Origin of the sequence: Bacillus sp. A260 (assembly GCF_009861435.1) — a bacterium.
GTDB classification, from domain to species: Bacteria; Bacillota; Bacilli; order Bacillales; family Bacillaceae_G; genus Bacillus_A; species Bacillus_A cereus.
In genome coordinates, this window is record NZ_CP046398.1 from 3,274,409 (window position 1) to 3,300,513 (window position 26,105).

A 26,105-nucleotide genomic window follows, 5' to 3' on the forward strand; every position below is an offset into this window, starting at 1 on the left:
TTTGAATTACTCTATTCTATATGCTGCTGCGTCACACAATGAATCATACCACCGTATGCATACAATTCGTTAACATATATACCGACAATTCTTCTCCCTGGAAATTGACCTTCAATGATTTGAAGCCCTAATTTATCATGTTCATCACCGTATATAGGTACCAATACAACTTCATTACCAATGTAAAAATTTAAGTACGATCCTTTACAATCTGCTTCTTTTACCAATTTTCTTGTTACTGGTACTGGAATGAGCTGAAATGGCTTGCCATCTATATTTCTTGCTTGTCGCAATTCTTGATAATGCTTTTCGTACGCCTCCAAAAGATATGACTCTCCTTCACCGAAAGGATCATATTCATACAATATCGTATTTTCATTTACAAACCGTGCCGCGCCATCAATATGATAATCCGTATCTTCATCATAATTATCTTCTCCGCGTATACCAGTTATCCATATAAAATTCGTTACTCCTAAATATTTCGTTAATTCCATTTCAATTTCTTTCTGACTTAGTGTGGGATTTCGATTTTCATTTATAATAGACGTTTTCGCCGCCATTAAGGTCGCGTTTCCGTTTATCTCAATTCCCCCGCCCTCTAGACAGACACTAGATTCAACTTTTGGAATGCGATACATTTCACTTATTTTATTCGGAATATTAGCGTCTTTTTCGTACGGATATTTATTTCCCCAACCATTAAATATCCAGTGCGTTAGGCAGCGATTCCCTTCCTTATCCGTTACAAAGATTGGTCCGTTATCTCTTATCCAAATATCATCAGTTTCTTGAATTAAGAAATCAATTTTATCCATATTTACATTAGCTTCCATTAACTTCGATTGGACATGTATTTTCTCTTCTTCATCACATACAACAATATGGACATTTTCTCCATAGTGAAGCTCCTTTGCCATCGATATCCAAATATCATCTAACTTAGCTCTATAACCTTCACCTCTATGTGCTTTATCATGTGGCCATTGGAGCCATGTACCTTCATGTTTCTCCCATTCCGCAGGCATATAAAACAAACTATTTTCTATATTTCTCATACGTGTTCACCCCTTATATGAATGTACGTACAGTCTATACTTTGACATCGTGTTAAGGTCAACAGGAATATCTTCATTTACTTGTAGCAACTTTATAAGGTGACTCTTTATTTCGCCTTTTTATTATGATAAATTGCTTTCGTACGTAGAATAAGGATTGACATAATGTTAATGTCAATCCTTATTCTCATTCTATTTTCGTAACTAAAAAACAAATTTGTGTCACATACTCTTCTGCTAAACAATCACATTCAGGTCCCTTTATATAAACCTCATATGGCGAATTAATTATCACATACCCATTTCTTTCAATCCATTCTTCTAACGCTATATAAGCGTAACCTATATAGTCGTAACTTCCATAATGCATAGTAGTAACGATATGATGTGGACTTAGTTGTTTCATTTCATACTCTTGTGCTACGTCTTCATCATTCCCCTGCATAACCGGGATTCTTAATTCAATATCACTGTTACTTGGAATATATTCTTCATCATAAAAGACTGCAGATGGTGAACCGACTATTTGAAAATTATTTTTTTGTACCTCTTCATATAAGTCATAAAAATAATCATCCATATCATCTATATCTATTTTTACTCTTTGAGTAATTATCGTTACTTCATTCCTCATTCCCATTAATATATCGTAATTTCTATGACGAGCAATATTTAGACTACTATTCACCTTTACCATTTCATTCATTTCTGAAATAACCTGTAAATTTTGCTTCACTTCATGAGACAACTCGATAATTTGTGATTGTATATGTTGAACAAACGAATCTTGATCTGATGACTGCAAAACAATTTTAATTTTTGGAAGAGGAAATTTATACTCCCTTAACTTTTTGATTTTCAACGCTACTTCCAGCTGCTCTTGTTCATAATATCTATACCCATTAACCGGATTCACATATGCCGGTTTTAATATCTCCTCTTTGTCATAATGTCTTAACATCCGCGTACTCATTTTACAAATCCGAGAAAACTCAGCGATGGTATACATATCAATACTCCTTGAATAGATTTTCTTTTCATTACTTATTTATTAAAACCAATCAAAAATCTTCTTCATTGAAAAATCTTCATTCTGATTTTTTAATCTTCTCATTTTTGAAGGTAACAAATGGCTTGGACAATACCACGTTAAACAATTCATTGCGCCTCCCATTGTTGATATTTCTCCTACATGAATTTGAATAACTTGCTTCTCCGTATACTGTTGAATATATCGTAAAACTTCCTCATCTTTAGCTAGTCCAAACTTAGGAACATAAAGAGCATCACATGATTCTAACATATTTATATACAACCCTTTTGCTGATGCTATCTCTTGATCATATTGTCCTTTCTCTGTATATGATGAAGGAACAACTATAAATTCAGCTTCTGGCATTTGTTCTTGAATAATCTCTTGAACACTATATCTAAATTCATGATCCCCTAAAAAATCACTAATAAACATTGTATGTTCATCAATAAATTTAACCATTCCGTCTGCGTGTGCTAGTACATCCCCTTCTTCAGCAGGAATAATAATAACTCGGCTCACATCTAAATCCCATTCTAACTGCTCAATAATTTCCTCTTCTGTCCAATCATCGTTATCATCAAATATACGTTCTGTTAATATTACGGTATCTTTTTTATTCCAAATAAGATTACCACCATCTAATATTAATGGGGATTTCACATATTCAAAGTCATTCTTTTTCAACCATTTATTAAACTGTTGATCTAAATATCGCCCTTGATCATCTGGCAAATAATTTGGTCGATATTTAAATTTAACTAGATGATTTGTGACAACCGGTGCAACATCTCTTAGCCAAATATCATCATACTCAAAACAGCTCGTATGAAAGTCTTGTTCTTCAACAGATAAAGATATAAGTTGATCCGCAATTGATTTCTTTTTATTTAAACATTCATTAAAGTAAATCAAGTCTTCATAAAATGGTTGATAATATTCATTCGATTCGTCTGGTATTGCAGTAAAAATAATCCCATTATGTTTTTGTTCCATATTATTTACCTCGCTTTTTAATAGTAGTTACATAACTGATTTCACAAAGCCAACTATTCCTCAATTCATTTCTCTTTTCATTACAACTCATGAACCGCGTATATTTCATGAATGGATTATAGCATGGAGAAATATTATATATTTATATAAAAAATATAAAGCTGACGTTAAGCCTTAAATTGACTCTTGACAAGTTTTTTAAATAACCTATTTTAAAACAACAATAAATGATTAAATGATTTTTGTATCAAGATTCAAACCCATTACTTCTAATAGATCGTTTTGATTATATAAATTCACTAAATGCGCTTCTACTCCTATACAAATTCCTTCTAGCGGAAGATCATTTGGATCCTGACCAAAGGGATCTTCAATTTCAACCCCTATTGCTTCAATACCTATGAATGCAAAACTTATAAACGTAGTCGCAAGTACTGTAAACCATCCGAGACTATCAACAAGACCAATCGGTAAAGTCGCACAAAATATAATCAATAAAATTTTTATATGAGCAAAATATGCAAAAGGAATAGGTGTTGTTTTGATACGATCACATCCACCCACAGATGTAAGTAACGTATTCAAATCCATTTCCATACTAATTATCGCATTTGGATGAATTTGCCCCGTTTTCAAACCTTTTGATAGTATAGTTTTCAACATAAAAACTATACTAATCGGTAAATGATTGGACTCAACCAAAAGTGCTTTTTCCTTCTCAGAACAGACAGCGAGCAATGATTTCACTTCAGATAGATTTTTTTCCTCTCTCAAGTGTCCTTTCGCTAACTTTGGAAATGCAATTAATAAATGTAAAAATTTTATTTTTTCCTGCTCCATACTCTTCCCTTTAGAATCCCAATGACATAAAAAACTAATTGCTAAATTTCTAGTACAAGCACCAATCGTGCCAAAGAGCTTTCTACCTTCCCAGTACCGATCATAGGCAGTATTCGTACGAAACACTAATAGTAATCCTAAAGCTCCTCCGACGATTACCCAAGGAGTCTGATTTATATTTATTTCTGTATAGTAATAATTAATCACAGCTACTATCGTTGAAATACACGTATATAATACGATTTGCGGGAAAATATCTCTTATAATTGTCCCTTTTAATGTAAATATTTGATGTAAACTATTTTGATTATTGTAATGAACCATATTTACAAAAACCTCTTTCTCTATTAACCTTTTATTCTTTTAAATCATGAAAGTATACAATTAAATAATAGAATCATAAACCCTATCATTATGAGGCTGGTTAAGATTATTTCTTTCAATACCGTTACTCCTTTTTTCAAAAAGATAAAATATCTTATTTAATTCAACAACAAATGTTCACTATTCTAAATCTCGACGCATCATTTTAGAATTCGCAATGAACAACGCACTAATTAATACAAAGATTGCACAGGCATATAACAATAAATCTAACGGACTATCGTGATCTATAATAATAAGACGAACAATAGCTGTTATACCTATATATATAAAATATCGTAATGGAAAATGAAAATTCATTTGAAAATACTTTATAATCATTACGATGAATTCGAAGTACAGAAAGAATACGACGATACTATCAATTAAATGATAACTAGATTCATTACCATCCAATTTCAGTTCTTGTATAAACTGAATGACTTCTTTCATAAGAAATACACTTAGAACAACCCCTAAGCAAATTAAAGCTACATTTAAAATGTACTGTAAAACGATAGGGAAATACGAAAACACTATTTTAAAATTCTTTAACACAAACATTTTTCTCCTTTACCATATAAAACGAAAAGCGAACATACACTACAATTCAATTATCATTATATTTAATTTTTATTTTTACAAATAATAAGGAACGACAAAATAGGTAAAGATAAGATTTCACCTATTTTGTCTATATAGCAGCACAACGAAATTACAATTAATTACTTCAATGCAATTGGTTGTTGTTGTGTCACACAATGTATCATACCGCCGTTTTTATACAACTCCCTCACATCAATACCGACTACTTTACGATCTGGGTATAACTTCTGAATCGTATCGTTTGCGATTTTATCATTCGGATCATTATAATTAGGCACTAATACAACTGTATTCCCAATATAATAATTGATATACGATCCCTTATAATCGAGAGTTTTTCCATTCTCTAAAGCAACCTTTTCTTTACTAAGCGGCAAGTATTCATACTTATATTTCTGTCCTGAAGCATTTTTGGCATCTAACAATGTATCCATATCTTTATTAGATAAACCCCATTCAGCTAGGTCATCTTCTTTCATCGTTACAATGGTAGATTTATTATGGAATTTAGCAAATCCATCAATATGAAAGTCCGTAATATCTAAATTAGGTACTCCGTCTAACCAAATAAAGTTTGATACCCCAAGGTCACTTATATATTTTTCAATTTCCTTTTCTGATAAATCAGGATTTCTATTTTTATTCGTTACCGCACTTCGAGTTAATAAAGCAGTCCCATTGCTGTCTAATTCAATTGCGCCGCCTTCAAGGACAAATTTCCCCCAATCAATTCTTTCAATTCCTGATTGTTTACTAACATTCTTACGTATTTGAGCATCATTTTTATAAGGTGTCTTCTTCCCCCAACCATTAAATACTGGATCTAATATTTTGAGATTTTTGTTGCTGTCATAAACAAAAATTGGTCCACTATCCCTTGCCCATACATCATCAGTAGGCGCGATAAAGAAATCAATCTTCTCCATATTTAACCCTTCATCTGTTAAAAGCTTATTGATTCTCTCCTTTTCTTCCTGGTCATATGCAACAATGTGAACTTTCTCACCCTCAGTTAAAGCACTTGCCATCTTAACCCAAATAGGTTCAACTTCCTGCTTATACTCTTCACCATATGTGTATTCATGTGGCCATTGCAGCCATGTACCTTCATGTTTATCTTTTTCATCTGGCATCGTATATTTCCCAGCATTTTTCTGTACCTCTACTTTTTCTCCTTCTTTCCCTTTAACATTTTCATTGTTACCCTCAAAAGAGCATCCACTAATAATCGTTGTAGATAATGTAGCTATTAAACAAAACTTTATTGCTTTTTTCATTTTTCCAACCTCCTGTTCTTGTCTCCAATACTGTAAAGCTTCACATAGTGTGAAGCTCAAGCTTTTTTATCAATGTAAAAATTACCAATTGTTCTTTGCATTACTTATCATTTAACTACCTATTTAGATTTATTCAAATGCCAATCACCTTTTTTACCTATTTATCCCGCCATTTGTGGGCAGTAAGACCCCCACCTCAAAATTCAGCGAAAGCAAAGAAGTTAGGTGGGGCCCTGCTGATTAAAGTTTCACTTTATTCAGTAAGTAAAACTTTACAAAATAAAAAAATCGGTATTGATAATTACATATCAATACCGATTTTTTTATAATTACTTTCCTTCTATTAAATCATTCGCCATTTTCCTAAATTCTTGATTAAATGCGTCATTCATACCATTTTGGACGTTAGAAAATAATATGACAAACGTTCGTTTATCCCAGTTAAAATTATTAAAAGTGTTCCAGCCAGCTAATACACCGTGGTTATGATAATAATCTGGGTAAATATAGAAACTAAATCCATATTTTCTTGCAGGTGATGCAGAAAACATATCTGATACACTTTGTTTAGAAAGTAGTTTACCATCCATAATAGCTTCATCTAATTTTTTCATATCTTCAACAGTCGTATACATTTCACCACAACCATACAGCCAGTTCATTTTTAAGCGCGGCGTGGCTATTAACTTATTATCTTTTTTCGTATACCCTTCTGCTAAGAAAATATCTTCTGGAAGTGTTGCGCCCATTCCAGATTCATTCATTTCAACGGGAGTCAAAATATTTTCTTTCACATATTCAGCAAGTGGTTTATTCGATATTTTTTCTACAATATATGCAAGCACCATATAATTATAATCTGTATATTTCCATCCTGTCCCTGCTGGAAATTGTAACGTTTGTGCCCCAATCCACGTTACTAATTTTAACCGTGATGCTGCGTCAACACTACCTTGTCCCTGTTCTGGTAATCCAGACGTATGTGTTAACAAGTTTCGTAACGTAATGTTTTTATCTGCCGGAAACGATGGGATATATTTATTTACATTGTCTTCAATGTTCAACTTCCCTTTTTCTTTTAGTTGCATAATAGATATTGCAACAACTGTTTTCGTAATAGAGCCAATGCGATATTTCGTTCTTGGCGTTGTTAATACTTGATCTTTCACATTCGCATAACCGTAGCCTTTTCGTAAAATTACATGACCTTTACTTGCTACAAGAACACTCCCATTAAACCCTTTATCTTTTAAGTACTGATCTAGTTTTCCAGCTGCAATTTCATAACGCTTTTTCTCATTCGCATCAATTTCCTGCTTAACATCTTTTTGCTTACTATTTACATTAGAAAATGCCTTTGCATCATATTTTTTTCCTTTATTTGCATGTATTAGTGTAACAATACTTCCACAAAAAACTGCAAAAATAAAGAAAACGATTAACCATTTCTTTAACATACTAGGAACCCTCTTTTATCTAGTTTCACTTAACGTACATCCATTCTATTTTATATCTTTTAATTATCAAGTATATTATAATATTATTTAATATTCACTCTGTTAAAACTAGATTCCTTTTTCTCATTTTCAATTTTGACTACTCTCTATTGTATTTCTTTCTTGCAAAATTTCCAACATACAATCGGATGCATTACACTATAATTTCAAATTCTTTTGTAACATTTGTTACATACTAAAAAGAATGGAGATGTACTATGAAAAACACCGATAAACGCAATCGTTTAGATGATAAGATGTTTCATTATCGGATAACAAAAAATAACATGGTATTAATTGAATATTACGGAAAACAGATTATGGTATTAAAAGGAAATGATGCTGAAAAATTTTTAAATAAAATAAATCATGCAAATAACGATAAAGAAAAACAGCTAATTATGGCTAAAATTACAGGTAATTTCAAAAGAGGTAATAAACGAAATTGAAAACGAATCTCATTTACATTTTGATTATACAACAAATAAAAAAAGAAATGTCGCTCATTCAACATTTCTTTAGACTTTCTTCATAAAAAATTTACATTGCTAACATTCCTTCATTTTCTATACTTCCTATATAAGCTAACCGCTGAAATAGTTAGTAATACAACTATGCATAACCACGCATACGTATATCCCTTCTTATCTACAATATAACCAAATAAAGCAGGCGCAGCAATAATGGCAATTTGATTTAATGTAAGTGCAAAACTCACTGTCATCCCTACCGATTCTTCACTTGCTGATTCCGCAACTTCAGTTATGAAAAGGCTAAACCATCCAATTGCAAAGAACCCTAACAATGCACTTACACCATACAATACATTCGTTATTGTATGTATGCTCATTACTAATATTAGAATGAAGAAAATAGAAATACAAACAGTTATAAATAAGAGGGTACGCCTATTCTCCTTATAAAATAAATCACTAGTAGCTGCTAATATAACCCTACCAACCATTCCAGAAAAGAACATAACGGAAAATACTTTTCCAGCTAAAATTGGCGTGATTGATTGTTCCAATACTAAAAATTTTATAAAGTGTGCAACTAACACCATTTGCAATGAAATCATACAAATGCCAGTTATATAAATTGCATACAACTCTTTTTTACACATCACTTCTTTTAACTGCATCCAAAAAGAAAGTTTACTACGTTCTTGTTTAACTTTCTCTTGAATATATGGTTCCTTATAAAATATAAAAAATAAAAACCCTCCAATTATACAAATGCATGCAATGCTATTTACCGCATAGGCCATATTATATTTTATTGTAAGAAACGGGATCAATACTCCCGCTAATGTACCACCAATCGGTATACCGGCTTGTCTAATCCCCATCGCTAACCCGCGATTTTCTTTTGAGAACCACTTCATTATCACCTTACTTCCTCCTGGCTGCGAAACACTATAAAACGTTCCTACTAATAAAAGCACAAAGAGTAACCCATTAAATCCATTGACCATATTAGTCAGTAAAAACGAACCTCCTAGTAAAAATGAACTTATCGAAATTAACAACTTTTCATTGTATTGATCAAGTAGCCGCCCGACAAAAAGCATACAAAATAGCGGTCCTATATTTACAACACTTACTAACAATCCAATCTCCGTATTCGTAAGTGCATATTCTTCTTTCCAAAATAAAGCAAACGCTCCAACACCATACGTTATAAGTGTCGCTGTTGTTTGAGCAACCGTCGCAAAAATTAACATAACCCACTTATAAGTACTATTCACCCTTTCTTCCATTAACACAATAATCCCTCCATCCCCTTCCATTGTATGAAAGTTCTGATATCATATAAAATAAAGATTTATCATGTAATTCATCAAAAAAAATGATACCTTTTCTGGAGGGATGATACTTGGATATAAAAGATTTAACTGTATTTTACGAAGTTGCGAAAGAAAAAAACATATCTCACGCAGCTAAAAATTTAAACTATGTACAGTCTGGCGTAACAATGCGTATGAAACAACTAGAAAACGAATTAGGTGTGCCTTTATTTTACCGAAACGGAAAAGGTGTAACTTTAACTTCTAACGGTGAGATTTTATTAACATACGCCAAACAAATTATCTACTTAATGGATCAATCTGTTAAAGCAGTTCAAAGTAATGGGATCGAACCAAGAAGCACTTTAAAAATTGGATGTACAGAATCTACAACCGCTGTAAGACTTCCATCTATATTAACGGCCTATTATGAGAAATACTCAAAAGTCGAATTGATTTTAGAATCAAATACGACGGAACAATTGATTAGGCTTGTACTAGAACGAAAACTGGACGGAGCGTTTATAGCTGGCTCTACTCAGCATGCTGAACTTCATACAAATATATTTCGTGAAGAAGAATTAGTTCTCATTAGCAAAAAGCCTTTATCTTCCTTTAAAGACATAGGAGACATGAATTTACTTGCATTTAGTCATGGGTGCTATTATAGAAATTTATTACAAGATTGGCTTCAAGAAGAAGGAATTTCACCTAAGCGAGTATTAGAGTTTGGAACAATTGAAGCGATTCTCGCATGTGTAAAATCAGGTATGGGCATAGCAATTATGATGAAGTCTATTTTAAGTGGTCATAAACATGACATATCATTCAATCCTTTACCAAATAGCTTCAAAAAAGTTCCTACTACTTTTATTACTAGAAAAGATATATATCACTCTGCTGCATTACAAAAATTTATGGAGATGACTCACAATGCGTGAAAAGAAAATACGTGGTATGAACCGAAAAACAAACACTATGATAAAGCGAATTGAGGAACATACAAAAACGTTCCCTTCTACTTTCTATAACAATGAATATTGGAATATGCTATTGCCAGTTTCGCAAGCTTTTATTGACTCTCGTAAAACACCTAGAAAAGTAAAACGGTTATGTATTCAAACCTTATTAAATCAAGCAAATCATTTAATAAATATGAAACCGAGCGATACACATACATATCGAGTTGTTGTTTTGATTTCTATAAATAATTTGTGGGATTCGCAAATCATTATATTTAAAAATGAGGACTACTTTCATAATTTCTTTAATAGAGATAGTGAATTTCAAAAATGGATTCTTCTTTCAAATGAAATTGATTTTTGGGAGACATGGGAAATGTCAGTTTGTCATTCCTTCAAAACGCTTCATTTTCAAGAAATTATTTATGATGCAGATGAATGCTATGAAAAAGAGATTACGTTTATCGGGGAGTTAGATTAAAAAGGGTATACCTAAAACACTGGTATACCCTTTTTCACTTATTTTCCCTTCAATACACTATGTAATCGATCCGGATAATTTGTAAACATTCCTGTAGCACCCCATTTGATTAACAGTCTCATATCTGGTTTCTCATTAATTGTATAAGGGTGAATTAACAGTCCATTTTTCCTAGCCATTTTCATATAGGACTCATCAATAATTAGTTCCCCGTTATCATTACGTAAGTTTGGTCCAATACCAGCTGCATACTTTTTAATTTCTTGAAAATCATCATTTGTTACACTTTTCGGTTCCTGTGTAATGCCAGACCATTCAACAATTTCATTGTTTTCATTTGGATAATACCAAAGCAATTGAACTAATGGAATATTTTCATTCATACTATGAATCTTTTTCAAACTATCTTTACTAAATGATTGAATCATAACACGGCTAGAAGACATGTTTTGACCTACTAAATTATATTTTTGTAACAACGCCAACAATTTCTCTTCCATTCCTGGATACACATCTGGTGATTTTGTTTCAATATAATACTTCATACTTCTTCCATACTTTTGGAAGATTTCTTCAAGAGTTGGAACCTTTTGCCCAACATACTCTTGCTTAGCCTTTTCTGGATACGCTTTATTAAACCATGATCCAGCATCTAAACTCTTTATTTCACTTAACGTTTTATCGCGTACTTCGCCTGTTCCATTTGTAGTGCGATCAACTGCTGTATCATGCATTGCAATTAATTGGCCATCCTTTGTTAATTGAATGTCTAACTCTAAATAATCCGCTTTCATTTTTTTCACTAAATCATAAGAAGCAAAAGTATGCTCAGGTGCATGTCCACTTGCTCCGCGATGTGCAATATTTAAAAACTTATTCGTATTCCATTCATGCTTTCCTTCTGCTTTCGCATGAACAGCTCCCCCAGCAAAGATGCTCCCCGTCATAAAGAAAATAACTAAAACGCTAATAATCTTTCTCATCCTTCTAACCCTTCCTACGTTGCAAATTTCAACAAGCTAATGAGATTTACACGAAATAGAAGACACACTTTCAATATTTTTATAAACCTATATTAAAATTCCAATCTTACAAATATACTTTCTCTATATTATTAATATAGAAAACTAGTATTATCCTATTTAATTCCTATAGCCCTCCTTTTCACATGTAACTCCCTATTTTGTACGGTTCATTCAATAAAAAAAGCCATAAATTATTTAGGCTACACTCCTGTGTCCCTAAATAAATTTATGGCTTTTCTCAAATATCTCCGGCCTCTATTAACTTGTCGAATTTAATCATATCAAACCTATTGAAATTTGTGAATATTTTTTTCAGTAGAGTGAAGCACATAAAACAATATTTCTGTAGTTACTTAAAAATCACATAATAAATTTCTCATTACCTCTTCCAATACTATATCTGGATTTACTACCGTTTTTTCCGAACGCCATCCGATAAAGCCATCTGGTCTAATTAATACAGCACCTCCATTCTCTATACCATATAATTTGCTAAAAATATCTTCTGGAACAACAAAGTCTCCACTTAAGCCAACACGATACCCTTTTATATTTATTCCTAATTTAGCTGAAACAGCATGTGCTGCCTCAGCCCAAGAACTATTTTCTACTCCTGTAAGTAATACAAAACTGTTACCGAATAAGTCTAATGTAGAAACTTTCTTCCCTTCATACGTTCCCCATAAATGTGGCGCGCGCGTTCCAGGTCTTCCGTTCAACTCTATGCTATCCATTCTATGCGGAGTGACTGAATCATCTATAATTGCCTCTGAACAATACTGATATCCAACTGTAACAGCTAAACCATCCATATTATTCAAACTGCCTTCCTCTCTATTCGCAGCACGAAACAGTAAACTACTTGCATAAGCTGTCGTTAATTTTGCAACAGAGTGTCTCTCTTCATGATATGTTTCTAACAATTTTGGTTTTGCCTTCCCTTTTATAACAGCCGCTAATTTCCAAGCTAAGTTATGCGCATCTTGTATTCCTGTATTTGAACCAAATCCGCCTGTTGGCGGCATAATATGTGCTGAATCTCCAACTAGAAAGACTCGATTTCCTTGAAATTTCATTGCTGTACTTTCGGCCGCTTCCCACGGTAAAACACTTAATATTTCTGACTCAACATTTGTACTTCCAATTGCTATTTCAATAATTTGTTTACAACGTTCCATCGTGAAATCCTCTGGTCCCTCTCCTTTTAATGGAGCGTAGGCTACATGGTAAATCCATTTTTTTACGTTATCTACTGGGATCAGTGCACCAAGAACCTCTGGATGAAGTACCATAGAAAAACCGAATGCGTCTCCTTGTATAAACTCACTTAAGTCTGCTTCAAAATAAATATTCATATAATAGCCACCAATGGTTCCACGCCCCTCAGTTTTAATCCCTAACTGCTCACGTATTTTACTTTTCGCTCCATCTGCTGCAATTACATAGTCACAATGTATGACACTTTCTTTTTCTGTTTCACGATTTCGAATCTTTGCTTTTACCCCGTTTTCATTTTGTTCAAATGAAACTAATTCATGATAAAAAGATAGTTGCCCGCCTAATGTTTTCGCTTCTTGTAACATCATCTCTTCTAAAATAATTTGATAAAATGCAGTTTGTTTTGATGGACTAATCTTTTCTATTTTTTGAAGTAACTCTTCATCGTTTCTGTATTGCGTCGCTCTCATTTGTTCCAATTCTTCTTTATTCGCCTCAGCTATTGTATGAACCGCTATTCTTCCTCGGCAGTTCTCTAATGCTTTACCTGCCAATTTAATTCTTTTTTCCAAGCCTAATTCTCGAAATAACTCCATTGTACGTAAAGTAAGACCGCCTGCTTTCGGATGAATGGCAGTAGACGGATGCCTTTCAATAAGTAAGTACTCAATGTTATGTTTTGCAAGAAATAACGCAGACGCTAACCCAGATAATCCCCCTCCAACAATTAAAACTGGTACATAATTCGATTTCATATATTTCCCCTCCAAATCATTGTTCTGAGCTCAGTGACATAAATATAATCAAAAAAAACATTAAAATATAGACTTATATTTCATTTTGAATTATCATGTAGATAGATTACGCCCCAAAATTCCTTTTACCTTTTCATACATCTATAATCCACCTGAATTGTGTCTGTATGAAAGTGTAAAACAAAAGAACGTACTTTACGTTGAACCATGTTCTATCGTAAAATTCAAAAATAATACAAACATTATAAGCGGTCGTAACCTTATGGATTATACAAGGTTACGACCGCTTATTTTATTGTTACATCATTTTTTGTTTTTAAAACCTCATCTATTGTGTTATGTAGTCCTTCCAATCCCTTTTCTATCTCCCTATAATTTTCAATAATAAAAAATTCATTCGTCTCGATTTTCTTTCTCAATATTGCACCTCATACAACAATCATGTAGCATTACCGTATCGAAGTAATGGTTCATCATCTTAAACCTTTCGACTAATTACCTGGAGGCAAAGTGATTGAAATGAATAAACAAGAACAATTAAATATTATAAAGAAAGATTTTATTGATTCTCAAAAAGTATTATTGGCAATTGGTGATGAAACGCGTCAAGCTATTTTATTAGTGCTAATGGAAACGGAATGTCAAACAGGATTACGTGTAGGAGAAATCACGAAGCAAACACACCTTTCCCGTCCAGCAGTATCACATCACCTTAAGATTTTACGAGAAGCTGGCATTATTTTAATGAGAAAAGAAGGTACAAAGAATTTTTATTATATTGATATACGTACAAAATTAGGTTTATTAAAAAATCTTGTATTAGATATTGAGAAGCTATTGCAAAACTTTTATTAAAACTTGGAGGTATAAGAAATGAAAGCAATGATAATTGATAGATATGGAAAAGTCCCAATGCGTATGGCAGAGGTACCTACTCCTGAAATTAATGAGTATGAAGTGCTCGCAGAAATTCATGCAGCTAGTATTAACCCAATTGATTTTAAAATACGCGACGGAAAAGTAAAAATGTTACTGAAATATGAAATGCCTCTAATCCTTGGGAATGACTTTTCCGGTGTCATCACGAAGGTTGGATCAAAAGTGACTCGTTTTAAAGTCGGTGATGAAATATATGCTCGTCCAAGAAAAAATAAGATTGGTACTTTCGCGGAGTATATAGCCATTCATGAAGATGATATTGCTTTAAAACCAAAAAATCTAAGTTTTGAGGAAGCGGCTTCGATTCCACTCGTTGGCTTAACTTCCTATCAAGCTTTACATGACATCATGCAATTACAAAAAGGACAAAAGATTTTAATTCACGCTGGATCCGGTGGTGTTGGTACTTTCGCTATTCAGCTAGCAAAAATAATGGGTGCTACTGTTACAACGACTGCTAGTGAAGCTGGTGCAAATTTAGTAACGTCTCTTGGCGCAGATGGAATTATTAATTACAAAACAGAAAAATTTGAAGATATACTAAAAAATTATGATGCGGTATTTGATACAATCGGCGGTGCAACACTTGAAAAATCATTCAATATTATAAAAAGCGGAGGAAACATTGTTTCCGTTTCAGGTATGCCGAATGCTCGCTTCGGTAAAGAATTTGGTTCAGGATTCTTTAAAACTCTCTTATTTTCATTAGCCAGTAAAAAACTTACTGCACTTGAAAAAAAGCATAATGCTCAATATTCATTTTTATTTATGAAGCCAAGCGGGGATCACTTACGTACTATTGCAAACTATATTGAAGCCGGAAAAATTAAACCGGTAATCGATCGAGTTTTCCCTTTTGAAGATGCGCAAAAAGCAATGGAATATTCAGAGTCTGGAAGAGCAAAAGGAAAAATAATTGTAAAAATTAAATAATAATAAAACCTCCATTTTCTTAAAATGGAGGTTTTAAATTTGCTGTTAAATAGACATAGTGCAATGAAGTCCTTACAATAGATTGCAAGGGGAAATATTATATTATACTTTTAGTTAACTTTACAAAGAATACATACGTACAAATACATAACTTAAAATACAAAAAGGAGGAGATACAATGACTAAAAATAATGAAACAGGTTGGAATTTAGATAATAGTTATACGACTTTACCACAATCATTTTATACAGAAATCCCCCCTACTCCCGTAAGCTCACCGGAGTTAGTTAAACTAAACCATTCATTAGCGATATCTCTTGGCTTGACCCCTGAAGAACTGAAAAAGGAAGCTGAAATTGCTATTTTCGCTGGTAATGCACTCCCAGAAGGAGCTCATCCATTAGCTCAAGCATATGCTGGCCATCAATTCGGACATTTTAATATGTTAGGCGACGGTCGTGCTCTTTTAATTGGCGAACAAATTACTCCTTCAGGTGAGCGTTTCGATATTCAACTGAAAGGTTCTGGCCCTACTCCCTATTCACGCCGAGGAGATGGCCGTGCTGCACTCGGTCCGATGCTACGTGAATATATTATTAGCGAAGCAATGTATGCACTCGATATTCCAACTACCCGCAGTTTAGCAGTTGTCACAACCGGTGAACCAACCTATCGTGAAACAAAGTTACCTGGAGCAATTTTAACTAGAGTAGCTAGTAGCCATATTCGCGTCGGTACATTTCAATATGCTGCAGCTCGTGGTTCAATAGAGGACCTGAAATCACTAGCTGACTATACGATAAAAAGGCATTACCCAGAAATTGAATCTCATGAAAACCAATATACTGCATTACTACAAGAAGTCATTAAAAGACAAGCCAGTCTTATCGCAAAATGGCAACTTGTTGGATTTATTCACGGCGTAATGAACACTGACAATATAACGATCAGTGGCGAAACAATTGATTACGGTCCTTGTGCATTTATGGACAATTACGACCAAGGAACTGTATTTAGCTCTATTGACACACAAGGTCGTTATGCATATGGAAATCAACCATATATGGCCGCATGGGATCTCGCACGACTAGCTGAATCTTTAATACCAATTCTGCACGAAGATGAAGAAGAAGCATTAAAAATCGCTCAAGACGAAATTTCGAAATTTAGCGTACAGTATGAAAAACAGTGGTTCCTTGGAATGAAAAAGAAATTAGGACTATTTAGCAACGAAGAACAAGATCACTCACTTATTGAGCAACTTTTAAAAATGATGGAGAAATATAAAGCGGATTACACAAATACATTCCGTTCATTAACTCTTGATGCTATCGAAAATACAGCTCTATTTGAAAGTCCTGAATTTAAAGAATGGTACAAACTGTGGCAATCTCGATTAGACAGACAAGAACAATCGAAAGAAAACGCCTACGAGATGATGAAAAATAATAACCCATCAATCATCCCGAGGAACCACCGTGTAGAAGAAGCATTAGAAGCAGCTGTTACAAATGACGACTATAGCGTAATGGAGAAACTTCTTGAAGCTTTATCAAACCCTTATGCGTATTCTACAGATCAAGAAGAATACTGCATTCCACCTGCACCGACGAATCGCCCTTATCGTACTTTTTGTGGCACTTGATTAAAAATTTGTTTTTATTTTAACCCAAAAATTTATTAAGTTAACTATTAATCACAAACTTAAAAGTTGCTTTCAATATTGAAAGCAACACATTTAGTATCCAACCTTAAACAAGTCACAAATTATAATTTGTGACTTGTTTAATTACCCACGTTCAATAGAAGATTTGTTTTGCAGGCATCGTTGTATCTTCAGAGACAGCATATGGATTTTCATTAGGTTTTATAATTATAAACGTTCCACCATATCCACTTTGAGCTAATTTATTACAAAGACCTTCTACCATAAAACCCCATAACTCCAGCTGCTATTCCCATTATAGATAATCCAAGTTTTTTCTTTATTTCAATGCTTCTTTTTCAAATATTCTCTTTTTTATTTCATAACTCATAAAAAAATACTTTTCTGCTTTTTCTATATTACCTACTTTATGAAACTCTAATGCCAGACTTTCAGTATATTCGTGAATATACTCCGATAAATTCTTTCTTTCAAAGTAAGAAAAACCTTCGAGAATAATTTTTTCTATTTTTTCTACCTCTAAATGCTGACAAAATCCCTTTAGAATTAAAAAGTGATATCTATATTCATCATTTTTTAATTCCTCACAAACCTTCAATCCACTTTCAATTAATTCCTTCGCTTTTTCTATTTCACCTAATTTATAATATTCTCTTGCCTCTAAAAAGATTGCCTTATAATGAGTAGGCATTTTTTTAGAAACCTCAGATAAGTGTCTAATTGCTAAAACTGAAAGATTTTGACTCGCATACAATAAACCTAAATTATGTCTGATTCTTAATACTAACATTTCAGCATCATTTTTTTGTAAAATGTTTATTGCTGACGCAATATATTCCTCACCTTTATCATGCTGCTTTAATTCCGAAAAAGATAATCCTAATATATTTTCGCACAGCGCTATGTTCACTTCATACCCTGCTTGTTTAACAAAGATATCTCTTGCTTTTGAAGCGTATTCAATAGCTGAATATGCGTAATGCAAGTGGTATTTTAATATAGCAACTCTATAATTAAACTCTGCATATTCAATTTCATCTGAAATATGCTCTAATAACCCTTCAGCTTTTTCAAAATAGTTGCTAGCTTCACTATAATTAGTAAGAATTGTATAATGAATGGCTTTGAATAAATAATAATAATAATTAGAATATTCATCATTTGGTTTAGGCAATGCATCTATTTTATCAAAAGCTTTTTTCAAATTACCTAAACCATCTATTAGCACTTTATATCGAAATTCTAACAGATAATAGTGAAATGAAACCTTTATATCTGATTCGATAATATAAAGCTTTTTATCGATCTCTTCTTTTAATTTTTTTGCTTCACTTATACGTTGAGCTCTAATATCTCGATACCAATCATTCAGCATCTTATTAATTAATTCATTGCCAGTGATTTGTATATTCATCAAATCCACTCTCCTTCTTTTAATTATCATAAAAATAACATAATTCGATTATTTATATCTATCTATATATATTTCTCAACAATTGAACGAAATTCATTCACTGAATTTTGTTCAATATTTTAATAGACCCGCTGTAAATATGAATACTTTTTCTTATAACCTCTGAATATGAGTATCCTTAAAATCCGTCTCATATTTCAATCCATATCCAAACATTCGATCCATTCCAATATGTGCCGTCCATATTAAGCCAATCATTATAACGGTATCTATCTTAAAATAGACACCTATTAGAACAATTAATATGGATATGATATATGTGTGACATACATTATATATTTTCGCACCAACGTGATTATTAATCCCATATGCTAACATTGATAGATCCGGTGCTAAAAGGAATACAAAAAATATAATCCAACTAAACTCATATATTGAATACATATAAATCGTGGCTAAAAATACAACCATTCCTTCAAAATGTACAATACGTTTTTGCATTATTTATCATTCCTATTTTTCTATATTTATTAATACATTTTCATCGCTGAAAGTATTCTTTGCATTTTTTGACCAGATGGTTGCTAATATTGGCCCTGCAATGTTATGCCATACTGCCGCTAATACACTTGGGAGTGCAGCAGCCGGTCCAAAACGCAAAATACTTTCCAGCTATATTACTTATCGCTTCTAGTACTTTCATCCAATCAGCCCCTATCTTTTAATTGAAACACCTTATTCGGATTCAAAATATTTTGCGGATCAAGAGCTTTCTTTATTTTCTCCATTACAAATAATGCCGCCCCATGTTCTTCTTCTTGATACTTTCGTTTTCCGATTCCAACGCCATGTTCTCCTGTACACGTTCCTCCTCGTTTAAGAGCATACAAAACGATACTTTCGTTTATTTCGTCTGCCTTCTTTACTTCCTCTTTATCATTTGTGTCAATCATTAAGAGTACATGGAAATTCCCATCTCCAACATGACCTAGAATACCGCCAATAAGCCCTACTTTATCTAATACCTCTTTCGCATGTTGAATCGCTCCAGCTAATTCCGAAATTGGCACACATACGTCTGTACTCATTAGCTTTTTACCAGGATAACTATGCACGTAAGAGTACGCTAAGTTATGTCTTGCATCCCACAGTTTATTTCTCTCTGCTGTTTCCGTCTCAAACGTAATTTCTATACATTTATGATCAAGAACGATTTCTTTCGTAAATTCAATATCTTGCTTTAACCCTGCTTCATTGCCGTGAAACTCTAAAAACAGTGTCGGTTCTTCTCTGTAACTTGTTTCATTGTAATAATTTACTTGTTTCATAGATAATTCATCAACGAGTTCAATTCTCGCGATTGGAATACCTGCTTGTAATATGTTAATTACAGCTTCTACTGCATCATTTATAGTTGGAAACGATGACCTCGCAGCCATAACATGTTCTGGTATACCGTATACTTTTAAAGTTAACTCTGTGAAACATCCAAGCGTTCCTTCTGATCCTACGAAAATACCATTTAAATGATAACCTGATGATGACTTCGCCGCTAAATTCCCGGTATGTATTACTTCTCCATCAGCAAGAACGACTTCTAAATCTCGAACTTGATCACGCATTACACCATACTTTACCGCTGTCGTTCCGCTCGCATTTGTAGCAGCCATTCCTCCTAACGTTGCATCAGCTCCTGGGTCTACACTAAAAAATAATCCATACTTTTTCAATTCTTTATTAAGCTGAGAGCGCGTCACCCCTGGCTGTACTCTCACAAGAAAATCCTTTTCTCTTATTTCAAGTATTTTGTTCATAAGAGAAAAGTCCATTGTAATTCCTTTTTCGTAAGGAATTACATGTCCCTCTAAACTGGACCCTACTCCAAATGGAACGACAGCTGTTCCGTGCTGACTCGCTATTTTCATTATCGCGCTAACTTCTTCGGTCGTTTTTGGAAAAACAACTACATCAGGTAAACTACTAACGTGGTAAGATTCATCTTTACTATGTAACTCTCGTACTGTCATATTTATTACTACTCGATCTTCAGGAAGTATGCCTTTTAATTCATTTACTACATGTTCAATTGTTATTTCCATAATCAACTCTCCTTTTTAATTTTAAAACAAGTATACCATCTTCAGACAAAATAATTAGAAAAATAAGATTATTTAACCTGAACATACAAAAAAGAACCTGCAGCACACGCTACAAGTTCTTTTTCGCTACATTTTAAACGATTTCTTTACTAACAACATAAACCAAATTAAAGTAACTGCCATCAACGAATGAGAAAATCCTACAATATAAGTTAACCCTTTAAAGTCAGCTCCATTTAACTGAAGAAGCCCTCTCGCTGCTAGCGAACCTAACATTAATGTTAATGCAATGTTATGTAAAACAAACCACTTATTAAACCCTTTCACTTCATGAAACGCGAATACTTTTGCTAATCCTAAAGCAATTAAAAAGAAGAAAAAGCCAAGTACAAGTGTATGTGTATGCAAAAGATTTAACAAAGTAGATCCTAAAATCCCTTTATACTTACCATACTCCCTAGCGAAAATCCCTGATAATAAACCGATAATCAAATACGTAAACGATGCATTATATAATTTCTTCATTATGTACCTCCTTGAGTAGAATGTGTAGTGTGTCATATTTAGTAATAATGATAGTTATATAGTAAAAACTCCTAGTCACCTAGGAGTCATTGTATAAGTATCTCACTCTTTACAATCAATCCTAATTATAAAATATCTCTCTATACAAAACAAACGAACTTTATGTGAACAAACACCCCCATTAAAATATGTTGCACTTTTGTTTTACACAATCCATACTAATTGTTATAACTTTTTAAAGGTGGTGTAATAATTGATAGTTCTTGAAACCGAACGTCTTAACCTTCGTTGGTTTGATATAAAAGACGCTCCTTTTATTCTTGAGTTAGTAAACGATCCTGCATGGATTCAGTTTATCGGTGACAAAGGAGTTAGAAACTTAGAAGATGCAAAAAATTATATTGTAAACGGTCCCATCGATATGTATAACAAACTCGGATTTGGCCTTTACTTAGTAGAACGAAAAGAAGATCTCACTCCACTTGGTATGTGTGGCCTTATTAAAAGAGATTCATTAGAAGATGTTGATATCGGATTTGCCTTTTTAGAGACATTCCGTTCACAAGGATACGGCTACGAGTCAGCTTCTGCGATAATCGAATACGGTGTACAAAAGCTCAACATGAAACGAATTGTAGCAATTACTTCTATAGATAACATCGCCTCAGGGAAGCTTTTAGAAAAAGTAGGATTACGATTTGAGAAAATCATTTCAGATTCAGGAGAAGATTTAAAATTATTTGGGTATAACGCATAGTAAAGAAGGTCGCCGTGAATGGTGACCTTCTTTACTATTTTACTGATCTCGTCATAATACTTTTAGTTCCATTATAGTTTTGCAGTAATTCTTGTGATTACTACTATGCCTTTCATATCACATTTTTCGGAAATTCATAGAAATAAAACTTTCACATTTAAATAAATTATATTAATATATCAAATAAAGGAAGTGAGAATAAATGGAACAACCTCTATTTTTATTAGTTCTTCAATTCATTGCATTCATATTAATCATTTGTATCGTATATGGAATGTTGTACAATACCGTATTAAATTTAAATATGCCTAAATGGACTGCACATATAGTAGCTACGGTCTTTTCCCTTGGTATTACCTATCAAGCTTTTATAAATTTTATTTGAAAAACTTTTGTAGCAATTACTTCTATTGTTGATGCAGTAAAGCTTTTAGAAAAAGCAGGATTGCAATTTGAGAGGGTTATTTCAAGATCAGAAAACGTAACCATTTTTTATAAAGTCTTTCCAGCGCAAAATAGTGAAGAAGTTAGTTCCGCTGAAAGTGTGTTTGCATAAAAAGAAATGAATTTAATTGATGCTACAAAAATTTTATTTTAATTCTGGTTCTATTGTTTGGAATCGTTCTAGGGTACCATTTGTGTGGACTTTAAAAATTTTCATTTGCGCACCAAAATGTTGCGTTAAGTAACATGTATCACCAGTTATTAAATTTCCAATCTTCCAATCAGGTTGATATGTACTTTCCATGGAACTTTCTAAATCCCCAATCATTATTAAATTGATATATAATGAAGATGAACTACTCAACATTTTCGTTAAAGATAGTCTATCAACCTCTAACTACCTAATGAACTCAAGTAAACACATCTTCAGTCATTTTAAGAGGTACAAAAGGCACCCTTTCGGGTGATTTTTGTATAAAAATTCTATTTTTTTATATTCGATACCAACCACGAACCTTTTTAAAATAATAATATCATTATGTCTCCTTTTTAGAGATTATTTTTAATTACCTTGAATTTTTTGCACCAGAACCGGAAAATCCCTGACTACTCGAAATATCAACTATCAGGTGCTAATATTCAATAACGCGTACTGAAAATGATTAAACATTTTTATAAACCAGTGGAACATTTAAGAAATCAATTTTTCTCTTATCGAAATTTAATTAGCTTACAGTAATACAGTGGTCATATATTTTTAAGAATAACGGAAGAATATATAGAAATTGCTACAGAAATGTGAAGTTTAATTAATTTAGGAGGAACAAACTTGTTTAATCAGCTTGTAAAAGTTATACCGAATTTATTTACGATTGGAAATTTATTGTGCGGTGTTTTCTCAATCACCTTGAATATGAGTGAATATTTAGGAGCAGCCTCCATTCTCATTTTCTTTTCAGCTGTTTTAGATTTTCTTGATGGAAGAATTGCAAGAAAATTAAAAGTGAACAGTGAGTTTGGCGTAGAATTGGATTCCTTAGCTGATATTGTTAGTTTCGGCGTCGCTCCTGCGCTTTTATTTCATACGATAGCAACACCTTCTATTTTAACTTCTTTGGCATTTATCCTATTCCCAACAATGGGTGCTTTAAGATTAGCTAAATTTAGTATTAAACCAACTATTGGATATTTTAAGGGATTACCTATTCCAGCTGCAGGATTATCATTGGCTGGTATGGCATTGTTTTCATATAGTAATGCATGGATTACTTTAATCCTCGCCCTCTTAATGGTAAGTCCCATTAGGTTTAAAAAATTTTAATGAAGATCACGCCCAACGCCATTAAGGAGCATTTTAAATGGATTTAACGCGTCAATAAGTATAAAAAAGCGGGACAATAATATTAAATTAGATGCCCTTCGAAAAATTAAAACCTTGTATTTATGGCTATTGGGTTAATCCATCGATATGTTATTCTGAAACGTCAGTCCACTTTTAACAGGAGCTCCCTTTATCAAGAGAGCTCTTGTTCTTATTTCTTCTTCTTTTCTGTCGGCTGGCTTTGTTTAGCAAAATTAGATGAATCATCAAAATTCGGTTGCTTTTTACCAGCATTATTACTTCTACCTTTTCCCATATGTAATGCACCTCCCCTCCCCCTTACTATTCCCAATAAAAAAATTCTCTTGCATCCAAGAGAATTTTAAATTGGGTTCTTATTGATAATACCTAAGTACTTCCAACACTGCCATTCCATAAAAGATGGATCCAATGTTAAATTATTTAATGCTAAAACAAATATTACATTTTCATATTTAACTGGATAATCAATTAATAATCCTAATGTATTTCCTGAATCTGCGACAATTATGATTCCCTTTTCTAACACGTCATCTATAACTTCTTTTAATTATTCTTACCTAGCATATAATATTTTCCTACACATTGAGATTGCATGTTGTATAAGGAAGCCCTTCTTCTTTCCATGCAAGAAATCCTCCCTTTAAATTCACTACTTCCTTTATACCAGCTCTTTGTAACATACTAGCTGCTATAGCGGAACGTAATCCGGTTCGACATTGCAAAACTATTGGAAAATTTTTCGGTATATAATCTAGTTGTTCAAATAGATTACCTAAAGTGATATGTATTGCATCATGAAGGTGTCCTTCCTCCCACTCTTTTTTACTACGCACATCGATAACCTTAACGCTTCCACCTTTTATATGCGGATATAATTCAATCGATGTTTTTTCTTTGTAACTTTCAAATCTATCAAGTCTTTGTATTACTTTTAAGGGTGCAAAAGCAATAATATTATCTAACCCAATAGATTCAAATTCTCTAATAACTGCCTCTACTTTAACCTTTTCCTCATCTAGAATTATTAAAGTTTCTTTTTTATAATCTAATAACCATCCACACCAAGTTGTGAAAGAATTGTTATAAGGTATGTTAATTGACTTCTCGATATGACCTGCAGCAAAACTCTCTACATCCCTTATATCAACTATTTGATAAACGCTCTTCAAAATTTCTTGAAGTTCTTCTACTGTATTAATAGCAGTACTTTTTCTCTTCTTACGAATTGGCGGACCATACTTATTTAAATTCTTCATTAATGAAAAATACTTTGGAGGCTCTGGCTGTGCCGTCAATAAAGTCGATATAAAATCACTTTCTTCATTACACCGAAATGCCCAATTGAACATCTTTTCATAACCTAATGTAGAAGTTGGAATTGCTCCTAATGCTTTTCCACATGCGCTTCCCGCACCATGTGATGGCCATATTTGCAAATAATCAGGAAGTATTTTTATTTTTTGTATAGAATCAAATAATTGTTTCGCTCCTATTTTTGCAGTATCTTTAATACCGACTGCAGTTTCTAATAAATCCGGTCTTCCTATATCTCCTACAAATATAAAATCACCTGTGAATATTCCTATCGGTTTATCATTCGTATAATTATTTTGACTTGTATCAGTTACTAAAAAAGAAATACTTTCAGGCGTATGCCCTGGGGTGTGAATTACATTAAATTTTATATGACCTACTTTAAACTCTGTGCCTTCTCTAACCAATTTGTATCGACCTTCGTTAAGATATTGATATTTCCAATCACAATCTCCTTCATCAGATACATATAAATTTGCAGGGTAAAGATTAGAAAGTTCTCTAGACCTAGAAAGAAAATCAGCATGAATATGAGTCTCAGCCGCAGCAATTACTTCCATCCCCTCTTTCTTAGCAAATTCTATATATTGTTCTATATAGCGACTAGGATCAATAACGATTGCTACGCCTTCTTTCTGACAACCGACTAAATAGGAAGCATGTGCTAATTTTTCATCATAAAAATATTTTAAAAGCATAGCTATTCCCTCCAATTAGTTATTTCAAATTAATTTTCAATTTTTGTAACCACTTTT

Annotated in this window: 27 protein-coding genes and 1 pseudogene; 9 read left to right on the forward strand and 19 right to left on the reverse strand. The window is 32.9% G+C overall.

Going from position 1 to position 26,105, the window contains the following annotated elements; all coding sequences use genetic code 11:
* Positions 1 to 11 precede the first annotated feature (11 nt).
* From GD442_RS16490 to GD442_RS16520, 7 genes are all read right to left on the reverse strand, one after another.
* Complete coding sequence (locus GD442_RS16490; RefSeq protein ID WP_001244185.1) at positions 12 to 1,058, reverse strand: agmatine deiminase family protein; 1,047 nt, start codon at positions 1,056 to 1,058, stop codon at positions 12 to 14.
* A gap of 187 nt (positions 1,059 to 1,245) precedes the next feature.
* Complete coding sequence (locus tag GD442_RS16495; protein WP_000287978.1) at positions 1,246 to 2,067, reverse strand: MerR family transcriptional regulator; 822 nt, start codon at positions 2,065 to 2,067, stop codon at positions 1,246 to 1,248.
* 42 nt (positions 2,068 to 2,109) lie between these two features.
* Positions 2,110 to 3,087, reverse strand: coding sequence for an agmatine deiminase family protein (locus tag GD442_RS16500; RefSeq protein ID WP_000435526.1), 978 nt, complete (start codon positions 3,085 to 3,087; stop codon positions 2,110 to 2,112).
* Between the two features lie 231 nt (positions 3,088 to 3,318).
* Complete coding sequence (locus GD442_RS16505; RefSeq protein ID WP_000233823.1) at positions 3,319 to 4,251, reverse strand: bestrophin family protein; 933 nt, start codon at positions 4,249 to 4,251, stop codon at positions 3,319 to 3,321.
* 180 nt (positions 4,252 to 4,431) lie between these two features.
* Positions 4,432 to 4,848, reverse strand: coding sequence for a phosphate-starvation-inducible protein PsiE (gene psiE / locus GD442_RS16510; RefSeq protein WP_000916570.1), 417 nt, complete (start codon positions 4,846 to 4,848; stop codon positions 4,432 to 4,434).
* 167 nt (positions 4,849 to 5,015) lie between these two features.
* Entirely contained in the window at positions 5,016 to 6,173 is a 1,158-nt protein-coding gene (locus GD442_RS16515) for an agmatine deiminase family protein (protein WP_000709186.1), read from the reverse strand.
* A 329-nt stretch (positions 6,174 to 6,502) separates the two neighbouring features.
* Positions 6,503 to 7,630 (reverse strand): serine hydrolase domain-containing protein, encoded by a 1,128-nt coding sequence (locus GD442_RS16520; protein WP_000915192.1) that lies wholly within the window; start codon positions 7,628 to 7,630, stop codon positions 6,503 to 6,505.
* Positions 7,631 to 7,887: 257 nt separating this feature from the next.
* On the opposite strand from GD442_RS16520, the gene GD442_RS16525 reads away from it, so the two are divergent.
* Positions 7,888 to 8,118, forward strand: a complete 231-nt coding sequence (locus GD442_RS16525; RefSeq protein ID WP_000798795.1) for a hypothetical protein — start codon at positions 7,888 to 7,890, stop codon at positions 8,116 to 8,118.
* 110 nt (positions 8,119 to 8,228) lie between these two features.
* On the opposite strand, the gene GD442_RS16530 is transcribed toward GD442_RS16525, so the two are convergent.
* Entirely contained in the window at positions 8,229 to 9,458 is a 1,230-nt protein-coding gene (locus GD442_RS16530) for an MFS transporter (RefSeq protein WP_002041577.1), read from the reverse strand.
* A gap of 86 nt (positions 9,459 to 9,544) precedes the next feature.
* Here GD442_RS16530 and GD442_RS16535 point away from each other — a divergent pair, with 86 nt between their 5' ends.
* Both GD442_RS16535 and GD442_RS16540 read left to right on the forward strand, forming a co-directional pair.
* Positions 9,545 to 10,396 (forward strand): LysR family transcriptional regulator, encoded by an 852-nt coding sequence (locus GD442_RS16535; RefSeq protein WP_000351697.1) that lies wholly within the window; start codon positions 9,545 to 9,547, stop codon positions 10,394 to 10,396.
* Positions 10,389 to 10,898: a DUF3916 domain-containing protein gene (locus GD442_RS16540; protein WP_001208351.1), complete on the forward strand. Its 510-nt coding sequence runs from the start codon at positions 10,389 to 10,391 to the stop codon at positions 10,896 to 10,898. The genes GD442_RS16535 and GD442_RS16540 overlap by 8 nt, the downstream gene beginning before the upstream one ends.
* 38 nt (positions 10,899 to 10,936) lie before the next feature.
* On the opposite strand, the gene GD442_RS16545 is transcribed toward GD442_RS16540, so the two are convergent.
* The 3 genes from GD442_RS16545 to GD442_RS28275 form a co-directional block, all read right to left on the reverse strand.
* A complete protein-coding gene (locus GD442_RS16545) occupies positions 10,937 to 11,881 on the reverse strand; it encodes a glycerophosphodiester phosphodiesterase (RefSeq protein WP_001226343.1) in 945 nt (314 codons plus the stop codon).
* Positions 11,882 to 12,276: 395 nt separating this feature from the next.
* On the reverse strand, positions 12,277 to 13,896 hold the full coding sequence (locus tag GD442_RS16550; protein ID WP_000841680.1) for an FAD-dependent oxidoreductase: 1,620 nt from the start codon (positions 13,894 to 13,896) through the stop codon (positions 12,277 to 12,279).
* Positions 13,897 to 14,183: 287 nt separating this feature from the next.
* Positions 14,184 to 14,315, reverse strand: coding sequence for a hypothetical protein (locus tag GD442_RS28275; RefSeq protein WP_001227547.1), 132 nt, complete (start codon positions 14,313 to 14,315; stop codon positions 14,184 to 14,186).
* A 91-nt stretch (positions 14,316 to 14,406) separates the two neighbouring features.
* On the opposite strand from GD442_RS28275, the gene GD442_RS16555 reads away from it, so the two are divergent.
* From GD442_RS16555 to GD442_RS16565, 3 genes are all read left to right on the forward strand, one after another.
* Entirely contained in the window at positions 14,407 to 14,751 is a 345-nt protein-coding gene (locus tag GD442_RS16555; protein WP_000571870.1) for an ArsR/SmtB family transcription factor, read from the forward strand.
* Positions 14,752 to 14,769: 18 nt separating this feature from the next.
* The gene (locus tag GD442_RS16560; RefSeq protein WP_000646445.1) at positions 14,770 to 15,768 is read left to right on the forward strand and encodes an NADP-dependent oxidoreductase; all 999 of its coding nucleotides are present in this window, start codon (positions 14,770 to 14,772) and stop codon (positions 15,766 to 15,768) included.
* 178 nt (positions 15,769 to 15,946) lie between these two features.
* Positions 15,947 to 17,413: a protein adenylyltransferase SelO gene (locus tag GD442_RS16565; protein WP_000164915.1), complete on the forward strand. Its 1,467-nt coding sequence runs from the start codon at positions 15,947 to 15,949 to the stop codon at positions 17,411 to 17,413.
* Positions 17,414 to 17,567: 154 nt separating this feature from the next.
* Here GD442_RS16565 and GD442_RS28280 read toward each other — a convergent pair whose 3' ends face one another.
* The 6 genes and pseudogenes from GD442_RS28280 to GD442_RS16590 all read right to left on the reverse strand — a co-directional run bounded on the left by GD442_RS28280 (position 17,568) and on the right by GD442_RS16590 (position 21,472).
* On the reverse strand, positions 17,568 to 17,699 hold the full coding sequence (locus tag GD442_RS28280) for a hypothetical protein (protein WP_000229167.1): 132 nt from the start codon (positions 17,697 to 17,699) through the stop codon (positions 17,568 to 17,570).
* A gap of 54 nt (positions 17,700 to 17,753) precedes the next feature.
* Positions 17,754 to 18,848, reverse strand: coding sequence for a response regulator aspartate phosphatase (locus GD442_RS16570; RefSeq protein WP_001025499.1), 1,095 nt, complete (start codon positions 18,846 to 18,848; stop codon positions 17,754 to 17,756).
* A 153-nt stretch (positions 18,849 to 19,001) separates the two neighbouring features.
* A complete protein-coding gene (locus GD442_RS16575) occupies positions 19,002 to 19,349 on the reverse strand; it encodes a DUF4260 domain-containing protein (protein WP_001172063.1) in 348 nt (115 codons plus the stop codon).
* A 12-nt stretch (positions 19,350 to 19,361) separates the two neighbouring features.
* A pseudogene (locus GD442_RS16580) lies at positions 19,362 to 19,502 on the reverse strand (bile acid:sodium symporter family protein); the annotation flags it as partial.
* A 53-nt stretch (positions 19,503 to 19,555) separates the two neighbouring features.
* Positions 19,556 to 20,947, reverse strand: a complete 1,392-nt coding sequence (locus GD442_RS16585; protein ID WP_074554889.1) for an FAD-binding oxidoreductase — start codon at positions 20,945 to 20,947, stop codon at positions 19,556 to 19,558.
* Positions 20,948 to 21,073: 126 nt separating this feature from the next.
* A complete protein-coding gene (locus GD442_RS16590; RefSeq protein ID WP_000737893.1) occupies positions 21,074 to 21,472 on the reverse strand; it encodes a DUF2871 family protein in 399 nt (132 codons plus the stop codon).
* A 253-nt stretch (positions 21,473 to 21,725) separates the two neighbouring features.
* On the opposite strand from GD442_RS16590, the gene GD442_RS16595 reads away from it, so the two are divergent.
* Positions 21,726 to 22,229, forward strand: a complete 504-nt coding sequence (locus GD442_RS16595; RefSeq protein ID WP_000636203.1) for a GNAT family N-acetyltransferase — start codon at positions 21,726 to 21,728, stop codon at positions 22,227 to 22,229.
* A 202-nt stretch (positions 22,230 to 22,431) separates the two neighbouring features.
* Positions 22,432 to 22,614: a hypothetical protein gene (locus GD442_RS16600; protein ID WP_000437513.1), complete on the forward strand. Its 183-nt coding sequence runs from the start codon at positions 22,432 to 22,434 to the stop codon at positions 22,612 to 22,614.
* Positions 22,615 to 22,818: 204 nt separating this feature from the next.
* On the opposite strand, the gene GD442_RS16605 is transcribed toward GD442_RS16600, so the two are convergent.
* Positions 22,819 to 23,001: a DUF5065 family protein gene (locus GD442_RS16605; protein WP_002041581.1), complete on the reverse strand. Its 183-nt coding sequence runs from the start codon at positions 22,999 to 23,001 to the stop codon at positions 22,819 to 22,821.
* Positions 23,002 to 23,502: 501 nt separating this feature from the next.
* Between GD442_RS16605 and pssA the strand changes: the two genes are divergently transcribed.
* Positions 23,503 to 23,994, forward strand: a complete 492-nt coding sequence (gene pssA, locus GD442_RS16610) for a CDP-diacylglycerol--serine O-phosphatidyltransferase (RefSeq protein ID WP_000483080.1) — start codon at positions 23,503 to 23,505, stop codon at positions 23,992 to 23,994.
* Between the two features lie 617 nt (positions 23,995 to 24,611).
* Here the strand turns inward: pssA and GD442_RS16615 are convergent.
* Complete coding sequence (locus GD442_RS16615) at positions 24,612 to 26,048, reverse strand: MBL fold metallo-hydrolase (protein WP_086407701.1); 1,437 nt, start codon at positions 26,046 to 26,048, stop codon at positions 24,612 to 24,614.
* Positions 26,049 to 26,105 lie beyond the last annotated feature (57 nt).

Excerpts from the sequence above, each read along its gene's own strand:
- GD442_RS16545 (WP_001226343.1), bottom strand. The coding sequence starts at position 11,881 with ATGAGAAAGATTATTAGCGTTTTAGTTATTTTCTTTATGACGGGGAGC.
- GD442_RS16495 (WP_000287978.1), bottom strand. The coding sequence starts at position 2,067 with ATGTATACCATCGCTGAGTTTTCTCGGATTTGTAAAATGAGTACGCGG.
- GD442_RS16520 (WP_000915192.1), bottom strand. The coding sequence starts at position 7,630 with ATGTTAAAGAAATGGTTAATCGTTTTCTTTATTTTTGCAGTTTTTTGT.
- GD442_RS16505 (WP_000233823.1), bottom strand. The coding sequence starts at position 4,251 with ATGGTTCATTACAATAATCAAAATAGTTTACATCAAATATTTACATTA.
- GD442_RS16560 (WP_000646445.1), top strand. The coding sequence starts at position 14,770 with ATGAAAGCAATGATAATTGATAGATATGGAAAAGTCCCAATGCGTATG.
- GD442_RS16540 (WP_001208351.1), top strand. The coding sequence starts at position 10,389 with ATGCGTGAAAAGAAAATACGTGGTATGAACCGAAAAACAAACACTATG.
- GD442_RS16550 (WP_000841680.1), bottom strand. The coding sequence starts at position 13,896 with ATGAAATCGAATTATGTACCAGTTTTAATTGTTGGAGGGGGATTATCT.
- GD442_RS16490 (WP_001244185.1), bottom strand. The coding sequence starts at position 1,058 with ATGAGAAATATAGAAAATAGTTTGTTTTATATGCCTGCGGAATGGGAG.
- GD442_RS16585 (WP_074554889.1), bottom strand. The coding sequence starts at position 20,947 with ATGGAAATAACAATTGAACATGTAGTAAATGAATTAAAAGGCATACTT.
- GD442_RS28280 (WP_000229167.1), bottom strand. The coding sequence starts at position 17,699 with ATGGTAGAAGGTCTTTGTAATAAATTAGCTCAAAGTGGATATGGTGGA.
- GD442_RS16530 (WP_002041577.1), bottom strand. The coding sequence starts at position 9,458 with ATGGAAGGGGATGGAGGGATTATTGTGTTAATGGAAGAAAGGGTGAAT.
- GD442_RS16605 (WP_002041581.1), bottom strand. The coding sequence starts at position 23,001 with ATGATTGGGGATTTAGAAAGTTCCATGGAAAGTACATATCAACCTGAT.
- GD442_RS16600 (WP_000437513.1), top strand. The coding sequence starts at position 22,432 with ATGGAACAACCTCTATTTTTATTAGTTCTTCAATTCATTGCATTCATA.
- GD442_RS16525 (WP_000798795.1), top strand. The coding sequence starts at position 7,888 with ATGAAAAACACCGATAAACGCAATCGTTTAGATGATAAGATGTTTCAT.
- GD442_RS16570 (WP_001025499.1), bottom strand. The coding sequence starts at position 18,848 with ATGAATATACAAATCACTGGCAATGAATTAATTAATAAGATGCTGAAT.
- GD442_RS16500 (WP_000435526.1), bottom strand. The coding sequence starts at position 3,087 with ATGGAACAAAAACATAATGGGATTATTTTTACTGCAATACCAGACGAA.
- GD442_RS16615 (WP_086407701.1), bottom strand. The coding sequence starts at position 26,048 with ATGCTTTTAAAATATTTTTATGATGAAAAATTAGCACATGCTTCCTAT.
- GD442_RS16515 (WP_000709186.1), bottom strand. The coding sequence starts at position 6,173 with ATGAAAAAAGCAATAAAGTTTTGTTTAATAGCTACATTATCTACAACG.
- GD442_RS16575 (WP_001172063.1), bottom strand. The coding sequence starts at position 19,349 with ATGCAAAAACGTATTGTACATTTTGAAGGAATGGTTGTATTTTTAGCC.
- GD442_RS16565 (WP_000164915.1), top strand. The coding sequence starts at position 15,947 with ATGACTAAAAATAATGAAACAGGTTGGAATTTAGATAATAGTTATACG.
- GD442_RS16590 (WP_000737893.1), bottom strand. The coding sequence starts at position 21,472 with ATGAAGAAATTATATAATGCATCGTTTACGTATTTGATTATCGGTTTA.